The sequence below is a fragment of the Pseudomonas trivialis genome (assembly GCF_001439805.1).
In the GTDB taxonomy this organism is placed as follows: Bacteria; Pseudomonadota; Gammaproteobacteria; order Pseudomonadales; family Pseudomonadaceae; genus Aquipseudomonas; species Aquipseudomonas trivialis.
Genome location: NZ_JYLK01000001.1, coordinates 670,729 through 691,398, shown reverse-complemented (window position 1 = coordinate 691,398; position 20,670 = coordinate 670,729). Strand labels below are relative to the sequence as shown.

Sequence of the window (20,670 nt, the reverse complement as noted above, 5' to 3'; positions counted from 1 at the left end):
TGTACATTTCTTTCTACAGATTAACCGCCTCCCACCTCCCTCCCCCCGCATTGCCCGTCTACACTCGGAACATTCCCCGTGCCATAACGAGACCGTTATGCCCAGATTGCCGACCGTGATACTGCTGTCGCTGCTGACCTGGACCGCAACGGCTGGCGCGTTGACGCTTACTGATGAAGAGCGTGGCTGGCTGTCGGACCATCAGGAGCTGAAACTCGGTGTGGACCCTTCATGGCCACCGTTTGAATACCGTGATGAAAATGGCCGCTACCAAGGCCTGGCGGCTGATTATGTCCGCCTGGTTCAGGATCGCCTGGGCGTCAGGGTCGAATTGATCGAGCCCGGAGGCTGGGGGGCGGTGCTTGAGCAGACGAAAGACAGTCAGCTCGACCTGCTGCCCAGCGTCATGTCCACCCCCGAGCGTCAGAGCTTCATCGCGTTCACGCGGCCCTACCTCGACTTCCCCATCGTCATCCTGGCCCACGAGGGCGGCGCCAAGCCGCGTAATCTTCAGGACCTGTACGGGCTGAAGATCGCCGTGGTAGAAAACTACGCACCCCATGAGCTGCTGCGCACCCAGCATCCCGACCTCAATCTGGTGGCCATGCCCAATGTCAGCTCGACCTTGCAAGCACTGGCCACGGACGAGGTGGATGCGGTAGTCGGCGATCTGGCTTCCAGCGTCTGGAGCCTGCGCCAACTCAAGCTCGAAGGCCTGTACGTCAGTGGCGAAACGCCCTACCGCTATCAACTGGCGATGGGTGTGCCGCGCGACCACAAAATCCTGGTAGGCATCCTCGATAAGGTGCTCGCCGACCTCACCCCAGGCGAAACAGAAGCCATCCAGGAACGCTGGGTAGGCGGCATCAACGATCACCGTACCTTCTGGAAAGACCTGTTGACCTATGGCTTGCCCGCCGTGCTGGTGTTGATCACCGTATTGGCCATCGTAATTCAGATCAATCGCCGGCTCAGCTCGGAAATTTCCCGCCGCGTCGCCCTCGAACAGGAACTGCGCAGCAGCGAATACCACTACCGCGGCCTGGTGGAGAGCCTGTCCGCCATCGCCTGGGAAGCCAGTATTACCGACTTCACCTACAGCTACGTGTCGCCCCACGCTGAAGACTTGCTCGGCTACCCCCGCGCCCATTGGCTGATCCCGGGGTTCTGGCGCAACATCATCCACCCCGCCGACCTGATCCGCGCCGAAGCCTATTGCAACCGTGAAACGCGCGCCAACCGTGACCACAGCATTGATTACCGGGTTATCACCGCTGACGGCCGTTGCCTGTGGGTGCGTGACATCGTGAGCCTGATCGAACACGGGCACGAACCCGTGCTGCGCGGGTTGATGATCGATATCAGCGAAGCCAAGCGCACGGAAGAAGCCCTGCAGCGTTCCGAACAGAAATTCGCCTCGGTGTTCCAGCAATGCCCGGACATCCTGGTGATCGCGCGCCTTTCCGACGGCTGCCTGCTGGAGGTGAACAAAGCCTTCGAAGACCAGATCGGCCTGAATGCCGAGCAAGTGCTCGGCAAGGCCGGCACAGAGCTGGACATCTGGGGCATTCCAGGCATCGGATCGGAGTTGCTGCAACGCGTCCAGACCACCAGTATCCGCAACCTCGAGCTGCCCTTTCGGCGCAACAATGGCCAGGCTTTTATCGGGCTGATTTCCGCCGAACCGTTCCTGCTCGATACCACCGAAGCCATCGTCGTCGTGGTGCGCGATATCACCCAACTCAAGGAAACCCAGCAACAACTGCAGACCTCCGAAGAGAAGTTCGCCAAGGCCTTCCATGCCTCGCCCGACGGCCTGTTGCTGAGTCGCCAGCGAGACGGCCTGTTGATTGAGGTCAACGAAGGCTTCAGCCGTCTCACCGGCTACACTTCCGCCACGTCTCTGGAACACTCAGCCATGGAGCTGGGCATCTGGGTCGACCTCAATGAACGTAAACACATGCTGGAGCTGATACGACGCGATGGCTTCGTGCGTGACTTCATTTGCCACATACGGCGCAGCGACGGAGAGATCCGGCTCTGCGAAGTGTCCAGCCGACCCCTGCCCATCGGTGATGACGCCTGCATACTGACCATCGCCCGCGACATCACCGAACGCCAACTGATGCAGGAGAAACTGCAACAGGCCGCGACCGTGTTCGAGAGCACCGCCGAAGGCGTGCTGATCACCGACACCTCGCAGAACATCAGCGCAGTCAACCGCGCCTTCAGCGAAATCACCGGCTACAGTGAGGCCGAAGCCCTCGGCCAAACCCCGCGCCTGCTCGCCTCTGGCCAACACGACAGCGCATTTTTCGCTGCGATGTGGCACCAGTTGGCCGCCCACGGGCATTGGCAGGGTGAGATCGCCAACCGTCGCAAGGATGGCGAGGTGTACCCCAGTTGGCTAACCATCAACGCCGTGCGTAATCGCGACGACGTGATCACCCATTTCGTTGCCGTGTTCGCCGATATCTCCAGCCTCAAACTTGCCCAGGCCCGCCTCGATTACCAGGCGCACCACGATCCGCTCACCGGCCTGCCCAACCGCACCCTGTTTGAAAGCCGTCTGCAGGCCGCTCTCAACGGCCATCAGGAAACCGGCCAGCAAGGCGCTGTTCTATTCCTCGACCTGGACCGTTTCAAACACATCAACGACAGCCTCGGCCACCCTATCGGCGACCTGCTGCTCAAAGGCATCGCCGTGCGCCTCAAAGAACAATTGCGCGACATCGACACAGTGGCACGCCTGGGCGGCGATGAATTCATCATCCTGCTGCCCGGCCTGCAAAACGCCAGCGACGCCGACTATCTGGCCAACAAGCTGCTCGCTTGCTTCACCCAGCCGTTCCAGGCGGGCGAACATGAATTCTTCATCAGCGCCAGCATCGGCACCAGCCTGTACCCCGAGGACGGCACCGACGTCGCCACCCTGGTCAAGAATGCCGACGCCGCCATGTACCGCTCCAAAGCAAAAGGCCGCAACCGGGTCGAAAGCTACACCAGCGACCTGACCACCCAGGCCAGCGAACGCGTGGCACTGGAACACGAACTGCGCCGCGCCATCGAACGTGACGAACTGAGCCTGTATTACCAACCCAAGCTGAGCCTGGCGAGCCAGCAGCTGATCGGCGCCGAAGCCCTGATCCGCTGGCACCACCCCACCTTTGGCGACGTGCCGCCCGAACACTTCATCGCCCTGGCCGAAGAAAACGGCACCATCCTGCAGATCGGCGACTGGGTGCTGGAGCAAGCCTGCCAGCAACTGCACGCCTGGCAGGGCACCTTCGACACATTCGGCCCGCTGTCAGTTAACCTCGCCGGCGCACAACTGCGCAGCCCCAACCTGCTGGCGCGTATCGAACAACTGCTGCACGACTACCACCTCAAGCCGGACTGCCTGCAACTGGAGATCACCGAAAACTTCATCATGAGCCAGACCGAAGAAGCCCTGGGCGTGCTGCATCAGCTCAAACACCTCGGCGTGCAACTGGCAATCGACGACTTCGGCACAGGCTACTCCTCCCTCAGCTACCTCAAGCGCCTGCCGCTGGACTTCCTGAAAATCGACCAGTCCTTCGTCCGCGGCCTCCCCGACGACCCCCACGACGCCGCCATCGTCCGCGCCATCATCGCCCTGGGCCACAGCATGCAATTCACCATCATCGCCGAGGGTGTGGAGAATGCAGCGCAGCAGGATTTCCTGGCGGCAGAAGGGTGTGAACAGATGCAGGGCTACATCGTGAGCCTGCCATTACCGCCGGAGCTTTTTGCCGAAGCGTTTCTTCGTACGAAGATTGAGAATTTTACGGATGGCACAGTGAAGAAACCGTCGTTATAATCCGCGACCTACTGAGGGCCTATAGCTCAGTTGGTTAGAGCAGGGGACTCATAATCCCTTGGTCGTAGGTTCGAGTCCTACTGGGCCCACCACCTTGAAAGCCGCGCATTGCGCGGCTTTCGTCGTTTTTGGCCTCTGGATTTTTAGCGTGAATTTTCGCTGAAATTGCCAAAGTGTCCAAAAAGTGTCCAGTTCGATTTGCCAGCGGGTTGAGATTTACGACGTCAGCCATGTGCGCAGGACTGAAGTGCGCGCACTTTTGAGTCATCGCCAATGTCGAGTGACCCGACACTTTTTGCAGTGTGGGGATGTCCCCGCCTTTCATCATGTAATGGCTGGCGAAGGTATGACGTAGCACATGCGTCAACTGTCCAGGCGGCAGATCGAGTCCGACCGTATCAATGGCACGCCGAAAGGCATCGTAGGAGGGTTTGAACGGTAGAGCCTTCTTCAAGCGTTTGTAGACGGCGTCAGAGATGCCACTATTGACCCCTGTTGAATTTCGTCTTCCACTTTGTGCAGGATAGGTCATTACTCGAGGGGTTGCGGTACGTTATGATCGCGATAAGTGATTACAGGAACCAGTAGAGATAACATCCACCTACACGGCATTTCTACCGGGATGTTGAAGTTACGGCAGGAAACATACGGCACGACAGTTACATAATATAAGGAGCCAGAATGAAGCTTAATCACTACACATCATTCACGCTTGCGAGAAGTATATTTATAAGAGGTTTCATCATAGGGAATTATCATACAGAGTATGGCGGCCGTTTGGATTCGGTGGTCATATGGCTTACGAGCAGCGGCAACGCAAATGGTCACGGCATACCTGATGGCTCCGACTTTAGCAAAGCTCAACTGGAAGCAATGTTGAAAAGTGGTGAAAAACCTAAAAACAATAGCAGTCATAATAAGAGAGCGATAAAAATAATAATTGACACTGATCAACTTAGAAAATTTAATAAAAAGAAACCCCAAGCGGGTGGACTGATACCTTTTTTGGAGTTTAGCAAATACCTGGATGAATCGCCTTCATTCGGTAAGTCGTTAGGCGCGCGCGGGCTATTTCCAGAATTGATAGATCTGTCTAGAACAGAAATTCTTAAAATGGCGCAAGGCCTGAAAACGAAGGAAAGCACTTGGTATGTCCACGTGGGACCTATAGAGCCGGCATGCATTTCAGCTGTCGAGGGGTTGGCTGACGGGGTATACACGCCTTTTGACTTTGAGCGGCATGGACGTCCAGAGCTATTGGCATCGGGCATACATCCAGCGCCTGCGGAATTGACAAGCAAGCTAAATAGTCTCTGGGGAAACCCAAAACCGTTCGAAATACCTATGGCAAGTTGCTTCTGCGCCAGCCCGGATGAAGTACCCAATGTTGAATTCGACCACAACGGGAATCGCTGGAGCGTCGAATTAGATAGTTTGGCAGTAAAAAAAATATATACTGGGCGCCCTCCTGAAAACCGACAAGCGTACTTAGACTTCGTCTCTGAAAACACATCCATTTTCAAATGCCTGTGGAAGGACGCAGTGGAATCTTACTATCGATACTATCCGAAATAGACAGGTATTATATTTAGACTGCCGGGCCAGCGGCTCAAGCAACAACTACTTGAGTAATATTGGATCACCCATAGGGTATTGGGCCCGGCATTACAGTTCGATGCCAGTCTTCGGCCTGGCTCTGGATGCGGTGCGTATGCCGCCGCCATGTGTTGCGCAATAAAAATGTTAATTGTCCTCTGCGCCTCCATCCGCACCCTCAGCAGCGCCCTCGCAACCCTCAACTGCGCGTACGCCGCACCGCCCACCACGGCCACGATCAAAGCCTCAAGCGCTGTACCGTTGCAGACAACGCGTCACACGTGCTGGAAGGCAGCATCGACCAAACCATGCGCACCGACGTTACCTCCATTCACTTCAAACAAACTGCAGCGCATACCTCTTACGGCTGGCACAAAGAGCCGGAGCCGCAGTACGTCATTTCGCTCTCGGGCACGCTGGCATTTGCCACCCGGAGTGGCTAAAGGTTTACGTTGCATCCCGATGAAGTGATGGTGACCAAAGACAATACCGGCTCGGGCATCGCTGGTATCTGATTGATGACCAGGCGTGGCTGCGTGGTGCTCAAGCCTGGCGCACCGGACTCGTTAGTGCCGAACGACCCCGCCGCAGCGAAGGTATATAAACCCCGTTACCTCACGGCGCAGGGAAGCAGCTCAACATTCGCAAACGTATTTCGCCTCTACTCCGAGCTATGCACCACGACTAGCAATTCCGCCTGCTCGTCAGACACTGTTCGCAAGCGATGGGATTTTTGCGCATTGAAATGAAGGGCATCGCCCTCATCCAGGGTTTGCCGTTCGTTGCCGAAATCGACTTCCACTCGGCCACGCACAACGTAGATGAACTCTTCCCCCAAGTGTTCCTTGAAGGCGGAATGGCCAAACGAGCGTGATGGATAGACCAGAAACGGCAGCAATGCCCGATCACCGATATGGCGCGCCAACGGCACGTGTGCCACAGGGACGCCGCCAGCATTGGCCTCGCGCTGCTGGCGGCGCACCAGGCTGTAGCCTTCGGACGGCAATGCTTCGCTGCTGAATAATTCTTCAGCCTGGGCATTCAGTGCCTTGGCCAGTTTCAGCGCTACCGCGATGGAAGGCGAGCTCACTCCCCGTTCAACCTTCGACAGGTAGCTTTTGGTCAAGCCGGTTTGCCCGGCCAACTGCTCCAGGGTTATCCCCATCTTCTTGCGCAAAATTCTGAGCTGTACCGCCATCCAACACCGTTCCTTGAAAAGTGTGTCATTCGACTTGAATATGACACAACGTGTCATTATGATTGCCATGTGTCCTGGATAGCCGTGGTGGCGGCTTCCGGCAATTCAAACTGTTTTCGACCAGGTATTGACCGTGACCACGACCCTACTGACCCCCAAGGATCAACTCGTCGCTCTCGCTGAAAAGCAAATGATGACGGCGCTGATCGATAACGAATATACGCCGAGACAGAAGCTAGCACTCACCTGCCGCATTCTTTTTGACGGTGGCCACGACTCAGGCCTGGCCGGGCAGATCACCGCCCGTGCCGAAACGCCGGGCACGTATTATACGCAGCGCCTGGGCCTGGGCTTTGACGAGATTTGTGCATCGAATCTGCTGGTGGTCGATGAGGACCTCAAGGTCCTCAAGGGCGAGGGCATGGCGAACCCCGCCAATCGCTTTCACAGCTGGCTGTACCGCGCACGTCCGGATGTGAATTGCATCATTCATACCCACCCTCTGCACAGCGCCACGCTGTCAATGCTGGAAGTGCCGCTCGTGGTGTCCCATATGGACATCTGCCCGCTGTTCGACGACTGCGCCTTTCTCAAGGACTGGCCGGGCATTCCCGTGGGCAATGAAGAAGGCGAGCTGATCTCCAGGGCCATCGGCGACAAGCGTGCCATTCTGCTCTCTCATCATGGTTTGCTGATCGCCGGTGGCTCGATTGAAGAAGCGTGCGTGCTCGCGCTGCTATTCGAACGAGCAGCCCGGATGCAATTGCTGGCCATGAGCGCGGGGGATATTCGCCCTATTCCCGAAGCCCTGGGCAAAGAGGCGCACGCCTGGATCAGCACCCCCAAACGTCACGGTGCTGCCTTCAGCTACTACTCGCGGCGCGCCCTGCGTGCCCATGGCGACTGCCTGGCCTGATCTGCCCCACACTCATTCATCGAAACGACAGAGGTGCCTGCATGTCCACTCGCGTAATTCGCGGCGTTATCGGCTATACCATCACGCCATTTGCAGTCGATGGTTCATTGGATCTGCCTGCGTTGGGGCGGTCGATCGACAAGTTGATCGCCTCCGGCGTGCACGCCATCGCCCCACTGGGAAGCACCGGAGAAGGCGCCTACCTGAGCGACGCTGAATGGGAGTCGGTTGTGCGATTCAGCCAACAGCAGGTGGCCGGTCGTGTTCCAACTGTGGTCAGCGTGTCGGACCTGACCACTGCGCGCACTGTCCAGCGTGCTCGACTGGCCGAGTCCTGCGGCGCCACGGCGGTAATGGTGCTTGCGGCCTCGTACTGGAAGCTGACCGACACGGAAATCGTCGATCACTTCAAGGCGGTCGGTGCCGCGATCAACATCCCGATCATGCTGTACAACAACCCAGCCACCAGCGGTACCGACCTGTCGGTCGACCTGATCCTGCGGATTCTCGACGATGTCAAGAACGTCACCATGGTCAAGGAAAGTACGGGCGACATTCAGCGCATGCACCGTCTGTTCAAGGCAACAAATGGCAAGGTGGCCTTCTATAACGGCTGTAATCCATTGGCACTTGAGGCATTGATTGCGGGGGCAGCGGGGTGGTGTACCGCCGCGCCCAACCTTATCCCCGACCTGAATCTGGCTCTGTGGGACGCGGTTCAGAATGGCCAGATGGAACAGGCGCGGACGTTGTTTTATCGCCAATACGACATGCTGGAATACATCACGCGTCGTGGCCTGCCGACGACCATCAAGGCCGGACTGAAGCTGCAAGGGCTTGACGTCGGAGGTCCGCGTCTTCCACTTCAACCGCTCGATGCCGACGGTTGCACCTTGCTCCAGCAACGGCTCGACGAGCTGGCACCGACGCCGGGGGTAACACCTTGAACGTCCATTTCGTGATGCATGAAGCCTTCGAAGCACCGGGCGCATTTGAGTGCTGGGTGACCGCTCGCGGTTATCAGGCCAGCTATTCTCGCGTCTACCAACAGGATGTTCTTCCAGAGAGCGCAGAGGCGTTCGATCTTTTGGTGGTGCTGGGAGGCCCGCAAGATCCGGCGACGACGCTCGAGCAATGCGCGCACTTCAATGCGTTGGCCGAATGCGAACTCATCAGCAAAGCCATCATTGCAGGGCGGGCCGTGGTTGGGGTTTGCCTGGGTTCACAGCTGATCGGTGAAGCGTTGGGTGCCGGCTTCGATCACAGCCCGGAGAAGGAAATAGGCAAATTCCCCATTTCCTTAACCCAGGAGGGTATGGCTAATCCGAAATTTTCGCACTTTGGGGAAACCCTGGAAGTCGGCCATTGGCACAATGACATGCCAGGGCTCACTCAAGACGCCAAAATCATCGCTTACAGCGAGGGCTGCCCGCGCCAGATCATTGAGTACAGCGCTCTGGTTTATGGCTTTCAATGTCATATGGAACTCACCAAGGACGTGGTGGAGTTGCTGATCCACGCATCGCAGGCGGAACTGATAACGCTCGCAGACCGTCGCTTCGTGCAGCAGGCTGCAGCGCTGCGGACCAACGATTATGATGAAATGAACCACAAGCTCTGGGTATTCCTGGATAAACTTGTCGCCGACTACAACGCCGGGTAACGATCAACGGGGCGCCTTCCGGCTGACTGGCCCGCCCAAGCCTGTAACATGGCCCCCAACCGCCCCCCATCCCGGAGCCCCCTTGGCCACCCTAGACGAAATCGACCGCCAACTCATCGCCGCGCTGCAACTCAACGCCCGCGAAAGCGTGGCCATGCTCGCCCGCCAGCTCGGCATCGCGCGCACTACGGTCACTTCCCGCCTTGCGCGGCTGGAGAAAACCCAGGTGATCACCGGTTACGGCGTGCGCCTCAGTCAACGCGTCGCCGATGGGGGTTTGCAGGCGTATGTTGGCATCACCGTGCAACCGCGCTCCGGCAAGGAAGTGCTGCGCAAACTCAGCGCCATGGCCCAGGTACAGCAACTCTGCGCAGTGAGCGGCGAATTCGATTATGTAGCCTGGCTGCGCACCGATTCCCCCGAGCAACTCGACCAGTTGCTCGACCAGATCGGCGGTGTCGACGGCGTTGAAAAAACCACCACGTCGATCATCCTCAGCAACAAACTGGATCGCGCACAACCAATCTGATCGCTTTACTCGTCATAATGACTAAAACTAACTCAATATGACGACACATTGCGTCTTATTAATGACCTCTGCGCTCCCTAAACTGGCTACCATCTTTTCCTATACTCAGCGGGTCGCTTCCCGTCGAGTCGTCAACAAGGTCAGCCATGAGCATTCCGTCCAGCACCCTCAGCAAGACCATTCGCCACCCTGCCGACGGTAAAAAACCAATCACTATCTTCGGCCCGGACTTTCCGTTTGCCTTTGATGACTGGATCGAGCATCCGGCGGGCCTGGGCAGTATTCCTGCCGCCAACCATGGCGCCGAGGTGGCGATTGTCGGCGCGGGGATTGCCGGGCTGGTCGCGGCCTATGAACTGATGAAGCTGGGTCTCAAGCCGGTGGTGTACGAAGCCTCGAAAATGGGCGGCCGCTTGCGCTCCCAGGCGTTTGAAGGCGCCGAGGGCATCATTGCGGAGCTGGGTGGCATGCGGTTTCCGGTGTCGTCCACGGCGTTCTATCACTATGTGGACAAGCTGGGGCTGGAGACCAAACCGTTTCCCAACCCGCTGACGCCGGCCTCCGGCAGCACGGTGATTGATCTGGAAGGCGAAACCCATTACGCGCAGAAACTCTCGGACTTGCCGGCGCTGTTCCAGGAGGTGGCCGACGCGTGGGCCGATGCCCTGGAGGCTGGTTCGCAGTTCGGCGATATCCAGCAGGCCATCCGCGACCGCGATGTGCCGCGTCTGAAAGCGCTGTGGAACAAGCTGGTGCCTCTGTGGGACGACCGCACCTTCTATGACTTCGTGGCCACCTCGAAGGCGTTCGCCAAGTTGTCGTTCCACCACCGCGAAGTGTTTGGCCAGGTGGGTTTCGGTACCGGCGGCTGGGACTCGGACTTCCCCAACTCGATGCTGGAAATCTTCCGCGTGGTCATGACCAACTGCGACGATCACCAGCACCTGGTGGTCGGCGGTGTGGCGCAGGTGCCCATGGGCATCTGGCGCCATGTGCCGGAGCGTTGCGCCCACTGGCCAGCCGGCACCAGCCTCAGCTCGCTGCACTGCGGCGCACCACGGGCCGGGGTCAAGCGCATCGCCCATGCGGCGGGTGGTCGTTTCGCGGTCACCGACAATTACGGCGACACCCGCGAATACGCTGCGGTGCTCACCACCTGCCAGAGCTGGCTGCTGACCACGCAGATCGAATGCGACGAAACCCTGTTCTCACAAAAGATGTGGATGGCCCTGGACCGCACGCGCTACATGCAGTCGTCGAAAACCTTCGTGATGGTCGACCGCCCGTTCTGGAAGGACAAGGACCCGGAAACCGGCCGCGACCTGATGAGCATGACCCTCACTGACCGCCTGACCCGTGGCACTTACCTGTTCGACAATGGCGACGACAAGCCGGGCGTCATCTGCCTGTCGTACTCGTGGATGAGCGATGCGCTGAAAATGCTGCCGCAGCCCATCGACAAACGCGTGAAGCTGGCGCTGGACGCACTGAACAAGATCTATCCGAAAGTCGACATCAAGGCGCGCATCATCGGCGATCCGATCACCGTGTCCTGGGAAGCCGACCCGCACTTCCTCGGTGCCTTCAAGGGCGCATTGCCAGGCCACTATCGCTACAACCAGCGGATGTACGCGCATTTCATGCAGAAGGACATGCCCGCCGAACAGCGTGGGATTTTCATTGCCGGCGACGATGTGTCCTGGACGCCTGCGTGGGTCGAGGGCGCGGTGCAAACGTCCCTCAATGCGGTGTGGGGCATCATGAATCACTTTGGTGGCAGCACTCATCCCGAGAACCCGGGGCCGGGTGACGTGTTCGCTGAAATCGGACCGATTGCCCTGCCTGAATAACTGCCCGAATCAAGGAGCTGCGTCATGCGTGTCGCCCTGTATCAATGCCCGCCGCTGCCGCTGGATGTGGCCGGTAACCTCAAGCGCCTGCACCAGGTGGCGCAAGAGGCGGCCGGCGCCGATGTGCTGGTGCTGCCGGAGATGTTCCTCAGCGGCTACAACATTGGCGTCGAAGCGGCAGGCGCCTTGGCCGAGGCGCAGGACGGGGATTCTGCCCAGGCCATTGCCGAGATTGCGCGAAACGCCGGGTTGGCGATTGTGTACGGCTACCCGGAGCGCGCCGAAGATGGCCAGGTCTACAACGCCGTGCAGCTGATCGACGCGCAAGGTCAGCGCCTGTGCAACTACCGCAAGACGCACCTGTTCGGCGACCTCGACCGTTCGATGTTCAGCGCTGGCGGTGATGATTTTCCGCTGGTGGAACTCAACGGCTGGAAGCTGGGTTTATTGATTTGCTATGACCTGGAGTTCCCGGAAAACACCCGGCGCCTGGCCCTGGCCGGTGCCGAGCTGATCCTGGTGCCCACAGCCAACATGGTGCCGTTCGACTTTGTGGCTGACGTCACCGTGCGGGCACGCGCCTTCGAGAACCAGTGCTACGTGGCCTACGCCAATTATTGCGGGCATGAAGGCGAGATCCAGTATTGCGGGCAAAGCAGCATCGCCGCGCCGGACGGTCAGCGCGTCGCCCAGGCGGGATTGGACGAAGCGTTGATCGTCGGGGTGCTGGATCGCCAATCGATCCTCGCTGCCCGCACCGCCAACCACTATCTGCAAGACCGCCGCCCGGAACTGTACGGCGCGCTGCACAAGCCCTGATCCAGCGGGTTTGTTAGCATAGGCACTTCCCTCGCTTCGGAAGTGCCCATGCCTGCGCCGGCCCAATCTCATCCCATCCACCTGACCTTGGCCAACGGCCTGCGCGTCTCCTTGCGCCATGCGCCGCGCTTGAAGCGTTGCGCCGCAGCCCTGCGCGTGGCTGCCGGCAGCCACGACGTGCCGTTGGCCTGGCCTGGGCTGGCGCATTTTCTTGAGCATTTGTTGTTCCTGGGGACAGAGCGTTTTCCTGCAAGCGAAGGGCTGATGGCCTACGTGCAGCGTCACGGTGGTCAGGTCAACGCCAGCACCCGCGAGCGCACCACCGACTTCTTCTTTGAACTGCCGGTCTCGATTTTTAGCGATGGGCTGGAACGGCTCGCGGACATGCTGACCCACCCTCGGCTGACCACCGAAGACCAGTTGCGCGAACGGGAAGTGCTGCACGCGGAGTTTATCGCCTGGTCCCAGGATGCGGCTGCGCAACAGCAAGTGGCGCTGTTGCAGGGCCTGGCGGCCGATCATCCGCTGCGGGGCTTTCACGCGGGCAATCGCGACAGCCTGCCGGTGGAAAACGAGGCATTTCAACAGGCCTTGCGGGCATTCCATGAGCATTTTTATCAAAGCGGGCAGATGACGTTGAGCCTTGCAGGCCCACAGCCGTTGGCAGCACTGGAGGCGTTGGCGCAACGCTTCAGTGACGCCCTGGCTTCAGGCCCCCTGCACCCGCAAAGCGCGCCGCCGCCATTGATGCCCGACCAGGCGCGGCGTTATCAACACCTGGCCGGCAACCACTTGCATCAGGTGATTTGCTGCGGAGCCCCTCGCGAAGCCCTGGAATTTTTGTGTACCTGGCTCAACGCTTCGGCACCGGGCGGGCTGCTGGCTGAACTGAAAACGCAGCAACTGGTCACCGCGCTGCACGCCTCGGTGCCGTACGACTTTGCGGGGCAAGCGCTGCTGATTATCGACTTCACCGTCGAGACTCAAGAAACCGCGCAGATCGAGACACTGCTGGACGACTGGCTGAGCTTTTTTGCCCACAGCGACTGGACCTCCCTGCGCGAAGAGTTCGCCCTGCTGGCCGCTCGTCAACAGCAGACCCAAGGCGCACTGGCGCTGGCCCGCAATTACAGCGAAGCACTGTCGGAACCTGCGGTCGCAGCACTCAAGGCCATGCTCGACTCATTGCACCTGCCCGCCTCCCAACACCGGTGGCAGCCTGCTCCCAACAATCCCTTCCTGCGCCCCCCTGTCAAGGAAGAGCGCGCAGGCCTGATTCGCGGCCAGACCAGCGCCCATCGCGGGTTGCGCACCTTTGCCCAGGATCGTTCACGGGGCCGCAAGGACGCATCGGCGCTGACGTTCAGCCATGCGCTGGGCAATGACGGCGATGAAGGCGCGCTGTATCTGCAGTGGCGCTTCAACGCGCCCGCCCCCGAGCTGGGCAGTACGTTGCAGGCATTGCGCGAAAATGCCGGTCAGGCCGGTGTCGAATTATCCTGCGAGGCTATGGGCAATGACTGGCTGGTGAAAATGATCGGTCTTCAACAGCCAATGCCTGCCGTGCTCGAAGCCCTGGCCCACGCGCTGAACCAGCCACAAGCGTCCGCGCGGGCACCGGTGCCGATGATCGCTATTCGGGCACTGCTCAAGGCATTGCCTGGTTGCTGTGCCAACGCGACAGGTACCGGCGAGGCGCCGGCGTCATGGTCCGAGGCCCGCTGGCAAGGCCTGGGTATTGGCCTGACAGCCACCTGCGAGACAGCGATCAAAGCGGCCGCCGCGCGTTTGCCTGGACAACCCGCGATCATTGATCACGATGTTGCAGATCTTGCCGGCCAACACCTGTGGCGCGCAGTAAAAACCGACACGAGCGAAGCCGCCCTGCTGCTGTTCTGCCCCGCACCGACGCGATCCCTGGCCGATGAAGCTGCCTGGCGACTGCTCGGACATTTGCTGCAGGCTCCCTTCTACCAAAAACTGCGCGTCGAGCTGCAATTGGGCTACGCGATCTTCAGCGGCGTCCGACAGATCAACGGGCAAACCGGACTGCTGTTTGGTGTGCAATCGCCCACGGCGTCATTGGAAGACATCGTCGAGCACCTGCATAACTTCCTGCGGCAACTGCCGACGTTGATCGAGCACAGCGCCGACGTGGGCAACCAGCCTTTGGCCGAACAGTTCGCCCCCGACACACTGCCCACCGCTCAATCTGCCGAGCTGCTCTGGCACGCGCATTTGGCAGGCCATCCGTCGGATTACCTGCCGCAGTTGCAACAACGGATTCTGGCCTGCAACCAGAGCGACCTGCTGCAGGCCGCCCGGCAGTTGCAAGATGCGGCTGGCGGCTGGCGCTATGTCGCCAATGGTCCGCGTACGATCGACTGAGCAGCGATCATTGCTACCTCTGCAAAAGGCTTTTTCCATCAAGACAGCGCTAACTTGAAAAGAATTGCGTAACATTCACACGCACACATCTGAACATCTCCGACAGGAGATGGACTATATGTATTACACATCCCATCCCTACGTAGGAGTAAGAACATGACTTGGTCCAAACCTGCTTACACTGATCTGCGCATTGGTTTCGAAGTCACCATGTACTTCGCCAGCCGTTAATCCGCTGGGTCATACAACGCCTCGGTTCGCCCGGGGCGTTTTTGTTTTGAGCTTTGCTTGATGGAGCGTCCATGTTTGTCCAGATTCTAGGTTCCGCCGCCGGCGGTGGTTTCCCGCAGTGGAACTGCAACTGCGTGAACTGCGCAGGTTTTCGCGACGGCAGCCTGCGTGCCCATGCGCGCACCCAGTCATCCATTGCGATCTCCGACGATGGCGTGAATTGGGTGCTGTGCAACGCCTCGCCGGATATTCGCGCGCAGTTGCAAGGCTTTGCGCCGATGCAACCCGGCCGCGCCCTGCGTGACACCGGCATCAGCGCGATCATCCTGATGGACAGCCAGATCGACCACACCACCGGCCTGCTGAGCCTGCGCGAAGGTTGCCCGCACCAGGTGTGGTGCACCGACATGGTCCATGAAGACCTGAGCACCGGTTTCCCGCTGTTCACCATGCTTACCCATTGGAACGGCGGCCTGACCTGGAACCGCATCGAACTGGACGCCAGTTTCACCATCCCGGCCTGCCCTAATCTGCGCTTTACCCCACTGCCGCTGCGTAGCGCCGCGCCGCCCTATTCGCCCCATCGCTTCGACCCGCATCCCGGCGACAACATCGGCCTGATCGTCGAAGACCTGCGCACCGGCGGCAAGCTGTTCTACGCCCCAGGCCTGGGCAAGGTCGACGCGCCGTTGCTGGAGATCATGGCCGGCAGCGACTGCCTGTTGGTAGACGGCACGATGTGGGACGACGATGAGATGCAGCGCCGCGGCGTCGGCACGCGCACCGGTCGCGAGATGGGCCACCTGGCGCAGAACGGCCCCGGCGGCATGCTGGAAGTGCTGGAACAATTGCCCGAGCAGCGCAAGGTGCTGATCCACATCAACAACACCAATCCGATCCTCGATGAGGACTCACCCGAACGCGCGGAACTGGTGCGGCGCAATGTCGAAGTGGCTTACGACGGCATGAGCATTGAATTGTAGGAGCGACCGAAATGACTGATATGGCCATGACCACCGCTGAATTCGAAGCCGCCCTGCGCGCCAAGGGCGCCTTCTACCATATCCATCACCCGTACCATGTGGCGATGTACGAAGGCCGCGCCAGTCGCGAGCAAATCCAGGGCTGGGTCGCCAACCGCTTCTACTATCAGGTGAACATTCCCCTGAAAGACGCCGCGATCCTGGCCAACTGCCCCGACCGCGAAATCCGCCGCGAGTGGATCCAGCGCCTGCTCGACCATGACGGTGCGCCGGGTGAAGACGGCGGCATCGAAGCCTGGCTGCGCCTGGGCCAGGCGGTGGGCCTGGACCCCGACCAGTTGCGCTCCCAGGAACTGGTGCTGCCCGGCGTGCGCTTTGCGGTGGACGCCTACGTCAACTTCGCCCGCCGCGCCAGCTGGCAGGAAGCCGCCAGCAGCTCGCTGACCGAGCTGTTCGCGCCGCAGATCCACCAGTCGCGCCTCGACAGTTGGCCTCAGCATTACCCGTGGATCGACCCGGCCGGCTATGAGTATTTCCGTACCCGCCTGGGCCAGGCGCGCCGCGATGTGGAGCACGGTCTGGCGATCACGCTGCAGCACTACACCACCCGTGCAGGCCAGGAACGCATGCTCCAAATCCTGCAGTTCAAACTCGACATCCTGTGGAGCATGCTCGACGCCATGAGCATGGCCTACGAACTCAAACGCCCGCCGTATCACAGCGTGACCGCGCAGCGGGTCTGGCATAGAGGGATCACCCTATGAGCTTTGATCGCAGCAAAAAACCCGTGTGGCGCCAGGGCTATCGCTACCAGTACGAGCCTGCGCAAAAAGGCCATGTGTTGCTGTACCCGGAGGGCATGATCAAGCTCAACGAGAGCGCCGCGCTGATTGGCGGCTTGATTGATGGCGAGCGCGATGTGGCGGCCATCATCGCCGAGCTGGACCGGCAATTCCCTGGCGTGCCTGAACTCGGTGAAGACATCGAGCAATTCATGGAGGTCGCCCGTGCTGAGCACTGGATCGAACTTGCCTGAAAAACCGCCTGTCGGCCTGCCGCTATGGCTACTCGCCGAGCTGACCTACCGCTGCCCGTTGCAGTGCCCGTACTGCTCCAACCCGCTGGATTTTGCCGAGCAGGGCAAGGAGCTGACTACCGAACAGTGGATAAAGGTATTTCGCGAGGCGCGCGAGATGGGAGCCGCGCAGCTGGGGTTTTCCGGCGGTGAACCGCTGGTGCGTCAGGACCTCGCCGAACTGATCGGCGAAGCGCGCAAGCTTGGGTTCTACACCAACCTGATCACCTCCGGCATCGGCCTCACCGAACAGAAGATCAGCGACTTCAAGAAAGCCGGCCTGGACCATATCCAGATCAGCTTCCAGGCCAGCGACGAGCAGGTGAACAACCTGCTGGCCGGTTCAAAAAAAGCCTTCGCGCAAAAACTGGAAATGGCCCGCGCCGTAAAGGCCCACGGCTATCCGATGGTGCTGAACTTCGTCACCCACCGGCACAACATCGACAAGATCGACCGCATCATCGAGCTGTGTATTGCGCTGGAGGCGGACTTTGTCGAGCTCGCCACCTGCCAGTTCTATGGCTGGGCGCAGCTCAATCGGGTGGGATTGCTGCCGACCCGGGAACAACTGGTGCGCGCCGAGCGCATCACCAACGAATACCGCGCCAGGCTCGAAGCCGAGGGCCACCCCTGTAAACTGATCTTTGTGACGCCGGATTATTACGAAGAGCGCCCCAAGGCCTGCATGAACGGCTGGGGCAGCATCTTCCTGACTGTCACACCGGACGGTACGGCTCTGCCCTGCCATGGCGCGAGGCAAATGCCGGTGCAGTTCCCCAATGTGCGCGACCACAGCATGCAGCACATCTGGTATGACTCGTTCGGCTTCAATCGCTTTCGCGGCTATGACTGGATGCCCGAGCCGTGCCGTTCATGCGATGAAAAGGAAAAGGACTTCGGCGGCTGCCGTTGTCAGGCGTTCATGCTCACGGGGGACGCCAGCAATGCCGACCCGGTGTGCAGCAAGTCCGAACACCACGGCATCATTCTGCAAGCACGAGAAGAAGCCGAGCACGCGACTCAGACCATCGAGCAACTGGCGTTTCGCAATGAGCGTAATTCACGGCTGATCGCAAAAGGCTGAAGGCACACCGGGGGAAAAGACGGTCTGAAAATGTGAGAGGGGGCTTGCTCCCGATAGCGGTGTGTCAGTCAACCTATCAGTGACTGCCACACTGCCATCGGGAGCAAGCCCCCTCCCACATTTGCTCTTCAGCGCAACAGACAGGCCTTAACGCTTGGCGATGATGTACACCGCATGGATGATGCCGGGGAAGTAACCGCACAGGGTCAACAGGATGTTCAGCCAGAACGCGCCGCCGAAACCTACTTGCAGGAACACACCCAGTGGCGGTAGCAGAATGGCGATGATGATGCGAATAATATCCATGGGTCAGCTCCAGAAAATCGGCTCGTGTGAGCCGTGTAGCTAATCGACCTTGGGCGTCCGCGAGGGTTCAGTGGTTTCTGGCATTGCGCCACCCCTGCAACCGGCCTGACTTTTTCGCAGGCAAAAGAAAACCCCGCCGAAGCGGGGCTTTGCAGACTGTTTCCCTGACATCCATTTCACTCCGCCATCCTGGCAGAATCCTACGTGTCCGTGTTGTTGCTTTGCGCTTCCTGCGCGACGTCCATGTGAAGTAGATTATCGATGGATCCAATTTGGCGATAGAGGACGAATAGCAGTACGTCATGTAAGAGAATGCTTACACGGACTTCAAAGCCCTAGAATAGGGCCTCATCCAGCAAAAACAATGATTCGCTACCGGCTTTGACCGACGCACTCAGCGAATGAATACGCGGCAGCAGGCGCGCAAAGTAGAAGCGCGCAGTGCCCAGCTTGCTCGCATAAAAGTCTTCCTGACCCTGTTTGCCCCACGCCGCCTTGGCCATGCGCGCCCACATATAGGCGTAGGCCATGTAGCCAAAGGCATGCAGATACTCCACCGACGCCGCACCGATTTCATTCGGGTTGGTCCTGGCGCGATCCAGCACCCAGGCGGTCAGCTCGTCGAGGTTGTCCACAGCCTTACCAAGCGGCCGGGTGAATTCGCCCAGTTCGGCATCGGCGGTGGCGATAAACTCGCGCACTTCATCGGCAAACAGCGTGTAGAACGCGCCACCGCTGCCGACGATCTTGCGCCCCACCAGGTCCAGCGCCTGGATGCCGTTGGTGCCTTCGTAGATCTGGGTGATGCGCACATCGCGCACCAGTTGCTCCTGGCCCCACTCGCGAATGTAACCATGGCCGCCAAACACCTGCTGGCCCAGCACTGTGGTTTCCAGGCCAAGGTCGCTGAGGAACGCCTTGGCCACTGGGGTCAGCAACGCCACCAGGTTGTCCGCACGCTCACGGGCGGCAGCGTCTTCGCTGAACTTGGCGATGTCCAGCTGCGTCGCCACGTAGGTGGAGAATGCACGACCGCCTTCGTTCGACGCCTTCATGGTCAGCAGCATGCGACGCACATCGGGGTGCACGATGATCGGGTCGGCCACTTTGTCTTTGGCCTGGGCGCCGATTGGCGAACGGCTTTGCAGCCGGTCGCGCGCGTACTCAATCGCGTTCTGATAAGAGCGCTCACCGGAGGCCAGGCCCTGAATGCCCACGCCCAGACGCTCGTAGTTCATCATGGTGAACATTGCCGCCAGGCCACGGTTAGGCTCGCCCACCAGAAACCCCACAGCCCCGTCGAAATTCATCACGCAGGTGGCGGACGCCTGGATCCCCATCTTGTGTTCGATCGAGCCGCAGCTCACCCGATTACGCGCGCCCAGGCTGCCGTCGGCATTGACCATGAACTTGGGCACCAGAAACAGCGAGATGCCCTTGGGCCCGGCCGGCGCGTCCGGCAGCTTGGCCAGCACCAGGTGAATGATGTTTTCAGTGAGGTCGTGTTCGCCACCGGTGATGAAAATCTTGGTGCCGCTGATGGTGTACGAACCATCCGCCTGCGGCTCGGCCTTGGTGCGAATAATCCCCAGGTCGGTGCCGGCATGGGCTTCGGTCAGGCACATGGAACCTGCCCACTCACCGGAATACATCTTCGGCAGATAAGTGGCCTTGAGCGCTTCGGTGGCGTGGGTGGCGATCGACACGCAGGCGCCGGAGGTCAGCATCGGGTACAGACCAAATGCCAGGCTGGCCGAGTTGATCATCTCTTCAACCTGGGCCGATACCGCCTTGGGCATGCCCATGCCACCAAAGGCAGGATCGCCGCCGACACCCACCCAGCCGCCTTCGGCGTAGGTTTTGTAGGCTTGTGGATAACCGTCCGGAGTAAACACGGCGGTGTCGTCCCAGCGACACCCTTGTTCATCGCCGCCACGGCTGATTGGGGCGATGGACTTGGCAGTAACTTTGCCGGCCTCCTCGAGGATCGCCTCGACGGTTTCGGCGTCGACGCTGTCTGCCAATGCCGGCAATTGGGCCCAGGTAGTGGCGACCTCAAACACTTCGTTGAGGACGAAGCGCATATCACGCAGCGGCGCTTTGTAATCAGCCATGGCAAACCTCGTGAGAACGTAAAAGTGATTCAATGGGATCGGTTTTACAGGCCCCAAGTGTAACCGAACAACTTTTC

At 59.7% G+C, this 20,670-nt stretch carries 18 protein-coding genes, 1 tRNA gene and 1 pseudogene; 16 read left to right on the top strand and 4 right to left on the bottom strand.

The window, feature by feature from the left end; all coding sequences use genetic code 11:
• The first annotated feature begins 97 nt into the window (after window positions 1-97).
• Window positions 98-3,841, top strand: a complete 3,744-nt coding sequence (locus TU79_RS03155; protein ID WP_057006662.1) for an EAL domain-containing protein — start codon at window positions 98-100, stop codon at window positions 3,839-3,841.
• A 15-nt stretch (window positions 3,842-3,856) separates the two neighbouring features.
• A tRNA-Ile gene (locus tag TU79_RS03150) sits at window positions 3,857-3,933 on the top strand.
• 161 nt (window positions 3,934-4,094) lie between these two features.
• Here the strand turns inward: TU79_RS03150 and TU79_RS25000 are convergent.
• A pseudogene (locus tag TU79_RS25000) lies at window positions 4,095-4,373 on the bottom strand (tyrosine-type recombinase/integrase); the annotation flags it as partial.
• A 149-nt stretch (window positions 4,374-4,522) separates the two neighbouring features.
• Between TU79_RS25000 and TU79_RS25945 the strand changes: the two are divergent.
• Together TU79_RS25945 and TU79_RS26785 are read left to right on the top strand one after the other, a co-directional pair.
• Window positions 4,523-5,416, top strand: coding sequence for a hypothetical protein (locus TU79_RS25945; RefSeq protein ID WP_139136737.1), 894 nt, complete (start codon window positions 4,523-4,525; stop codon window positions 5,414-5,416).
• 302 nt (window positions 5,417-5,718) lie between these two features.
• Entirely contained in the window at window positions 5,719-5,880 is a 162-nt protein-coding gene (locus TU79_RS26785; RefSeq protein ID WP_331716182.1) for a cupin domain-containing protein, read from the top strand.
• 218 nt (window positions 5,881-6,098) lie between these two features.
• On the opposite strand, the gene TU79_RS03140 is transcribed toward TU79_RS26785, so the two are convergent.
• Complete coding sequence (locus TU79_RS03140; RefSeq protein ID WP_057006661.1) at window positions 6,099-6,635, bottom strand: helix-turn-helix domain-containing protein; 537 nt, start codon at window positions 6,633-6,635, stop codon at window positions 6,099-6,101.
• Between the two features lie 133 nt (window positions 6,636-6,768).
• On the opposite strand from TU79_RS03140, the gene TU79_RS03135 reads away from it, so the two are divergent.
• The 12 genes from TU79_RS03135 to pqqE all read left to right on the top strand — a co-directional run bounded on the left by TU79_RS03135 (window position 6,769) and on the right by pqqE (window position 18,173).
• Window positions 6,769-7,551 (top strand): aldolase, encoded by a 783-nt coding sequence (locus TU79_RS03135; protein ID WP_057006660.1) that lies wholly within the window; start codon window positions 6,769-6,771, stop codon window positions 7,549-7,551.
• A gap of 41 nt (window positions 7,552-7,592) precedes the next feature.
• Window positions 7,593-8,498, top strand: a complete 906-nt coding sequence (locus tag TU79_RS03130) for a dihydrodipicolinate synthase family protein (protein ID WP_057006659.1) — start codon at window positions 7,593-7,595, stop codon at window positions 8,496-8,498.
• On the top strand, window positions 8,495-9,214 hold the full coding sequence (locus tag TU79_RS03125; protein ID WP_057006658.1) for a glutamine amidotransferase-related protein: 720 nt from the start codon (window positions 8,495-8,497) through the stop codon (window positions 9,212-9,214). Before TU79_RS03130 ends, TU79_RS03125 begins: the two co-directional genes overlap by 4 nt.
• A gap of 82 nt (window positions 9,215-9,296) precedes the next feature.
• Window positions 9,297-9,743: an Lrp/AsnC family transcriptional regulator gene (locus tag TU79_RS03120; protein ID WP_057006657.1), complete on the top strand. Its 447-nt coding sequence runs from the start codon at window positions 9,297-9,299 to the stop codon at window positions 9,741-9,743.
• A 146-nt stretch (window positions 9,744-9,889) separates the two neighbouring features.
• Window positions 9,890-11,593 carry a flavin monoamine oxidase family protein gene (locus tag TU79_RS03115; RefSeq protein ID WP_057006656.1) on the top strand — a complete coding sequence of 568 codons (1,704 nt, stop codon included), beginning with the start codon at window positions 9,890-9,892 and terminating at the stop codon, window positions 11,591-11,593.
• 24 nt (window positions 11,594-11,617) lie between these two features.
• Window positions 11,618-12,412, top strand: coding sequence for a carbon-nitrogen hydrolase family protein (locus tag TU79_RS03110; RefSeq protein ID WP_057006655.1), 795 nt, complete (start codon window positions 11,618-11,620; stop codon window positions 12,410-12,412).
• Between the two features lie 48 nt (window positions 12,413-12,460).
• Complete coding sequence (gene pqqF / locus TU79_RS03105) at window positions 12,461-14,800, top strand: pyrroloquinoline quinone biosynthesis protein PqqF (protein WP_057006654.1); 2,340 nt, start codon at window positions 12,461-12,463, stop codon at window positions 14,798-14,800.
• Between the two features lie 156 nt (window positions 14,801-14,956).
• Entirely contained in the window at window positions 14,957-15,031 is a 75-nt protein-coding gene (gene pqqA, locus TU79_RS24995) for a pyrroloquinoline quinone precursor peptide PqqA (RefSeq protein ID WP_003194766.1), read from the top strand.
• Window positions 15,032-15,102: 71 nt separating this feature from the next.
• Window positions 15,103-16,014, top strand: coding sequence for a pyrroloquinoline quinone biosynthesis protein PqqB (gene pqqB / locus TU79_RS03100; protein ID WP_057006653.1), 912 nt, complete (start codon window positions 15,103-15,105; stop codon window positions 16,012-16,014).
• 11 nt (window positions 16,015-16,025) lie between these two features.
• A complete protein-coding gene (pqqC, locus tag TU79_RS03095; RefSeq protein WP_057006652.1) occupies window positions 16,026-16,778 on the top strand; it encodes a pyrroloquinoline-quinone synthase PqqC in 753 nt (250 codons plus the stop codon).
• A complete protein-coding gene (gene pqqD / locus TU79_RS03090; protein ID WP_057006651.1) occupies window positions 16,775-17,050 on the top strand; it encodes a pyrroloquinoline quinone biosynthesis peptide chaperone PqqD in 276 nt (91 codons plus the stop codon). Before pqqC ends, pqqD begins: the two co-directional genes overlap by 4 nt.
• Window positions 17,043-18,173 (top strand): pyrroloquinoline quinone biosynthesis protein PqqE, encoded by a 1,131-nt coding sequence (pqqE, locus tag TU79_RS03085; RefSeq protein ID WP_414896177.1) that lies wholly within the window; start codon window positions 17,043-17,045, stop codon window positions 18,171-18,173. Before pqqD ends, pqqE begins: the two co-directional genes overlap by 8 nt.
• 147 nt (window positions 18,174-18,320) lie before the next feature.
• Here the strand turns inward: pqqE and TU79_RS24990 are convergent, their stop codons facing one another.
• Window positions 18,321-18,479, bottom strand: coding sequence for a YqaE/Pmp3 family membrane protein (locus tag TU79_RS24990; protein WP_003194776.1), 159 nt, complete (start codon window positions 18,477-18,479; stop codon window positions 18,321-18,323).
• A gap of 335 nt (window positions 18,480-18,814) precedes the next feature.
• The gene (locus TU79_RS03080; RefSeq protein WP_057006649.1) at window positions 18,815-20,593 is read right to left on the bottom strand and encodes an acyl-CoA dehydrogenase C-terminal domain-containing protein; all 1,779 of its coding nucleotides are present in this window, start codon (window positions 20,591-20,593) and stop codon (window positions 18,815-18,817) included.
• Between the last annotated feature and the right edge of the window lie 77 nt (window positions 20,594-20,670).

Excerpts from the sequence above, each read along its gene's own strand:
- TU79_RS03155 (WP_057006662.1), top strand. The coding sequence starts at position 98 with ATGCCCAGATTGCCGACCGTGATACTGCTGTCGCTGCTGACCTGGACC.
- TU79_RS25945 (WP_139136737.1), top strand. The coding sequence starts at position 4,523 with ATGAAGCTTAATCACTACACATCATTCACGCTTGCGAGAAGTATATTT.
- TU79_RS03140 (WP_057006661.1), bottom strand. The coding sequence starts at position 6,635 with ATGGCGGTACAGCTCAGAATTTTGCGCAAGAAGATGGGGATAACCCTG.
- TU79_RS03130 (WP_057006659.1), top strand. The coding sequence starts at position 7,593 with ATGTCCACTCGCGTAATTCGCGGCGTTATCGGCTATACCATCACGCCA.
- TU79_RS03115 (WP_057006656.1), top strand. The coding sequence starts at position 9,890 with ATGAGCATTCCGTCCAGCACCCTCAGCAAGACCATTCGCCACCCTGCC.
- TU79_RS03110 (WP_057006655.1), top strand. The coding sequence starts at position 11,618 with ATGCGTGTCGCCCTGTATCAATGCCCGCCGCTGCCGCTGGATGTGGCC.
- pqqF (WP_057006654.1), top strand. The coding sequence starts at position 12,461 with ATGCCTGCGCCGGCCCAATCTCATCCCATCCACCTGACCTTGGCCAAC.
- pqqB (WP_057006653.1), top strand. The coding sequence starts at position 15,103 with ATGTTTGTCCAGATTCTAGGTTCCGCCGCCGGCGGTGGTTTCCCGCAG.
- pqqC (WP_057006652.1), top strand. The coding sequence starts at position 16,026 with ATGACTGATATGGCCATGACCACCGCTGAATTCGAAGCCGCCCTGCGC.
- pqqD (WP_057006651.1), top strand. The coding sequence starts at position 16,775 with ATGAGCTTTGATCGCAGCAAAAAACCCGTGTGGCGCCAGGGCTATCGC.
- TU79_RS24990 (WP_003194776.1), bottom strand. The coding sequence starts at position 18,479 with ATGGATATTATTCGCATCATCATCGCCATTCTGCTACCGCCACTGGGT.
- TU79_RS03080 (WP_057006649.1), bottom strand. The coding sequence starts at position 20,593 with ATGGCTGATTACAAAGCGCCGCTGCGTGATATGCGCTTCGTCCTCAAC.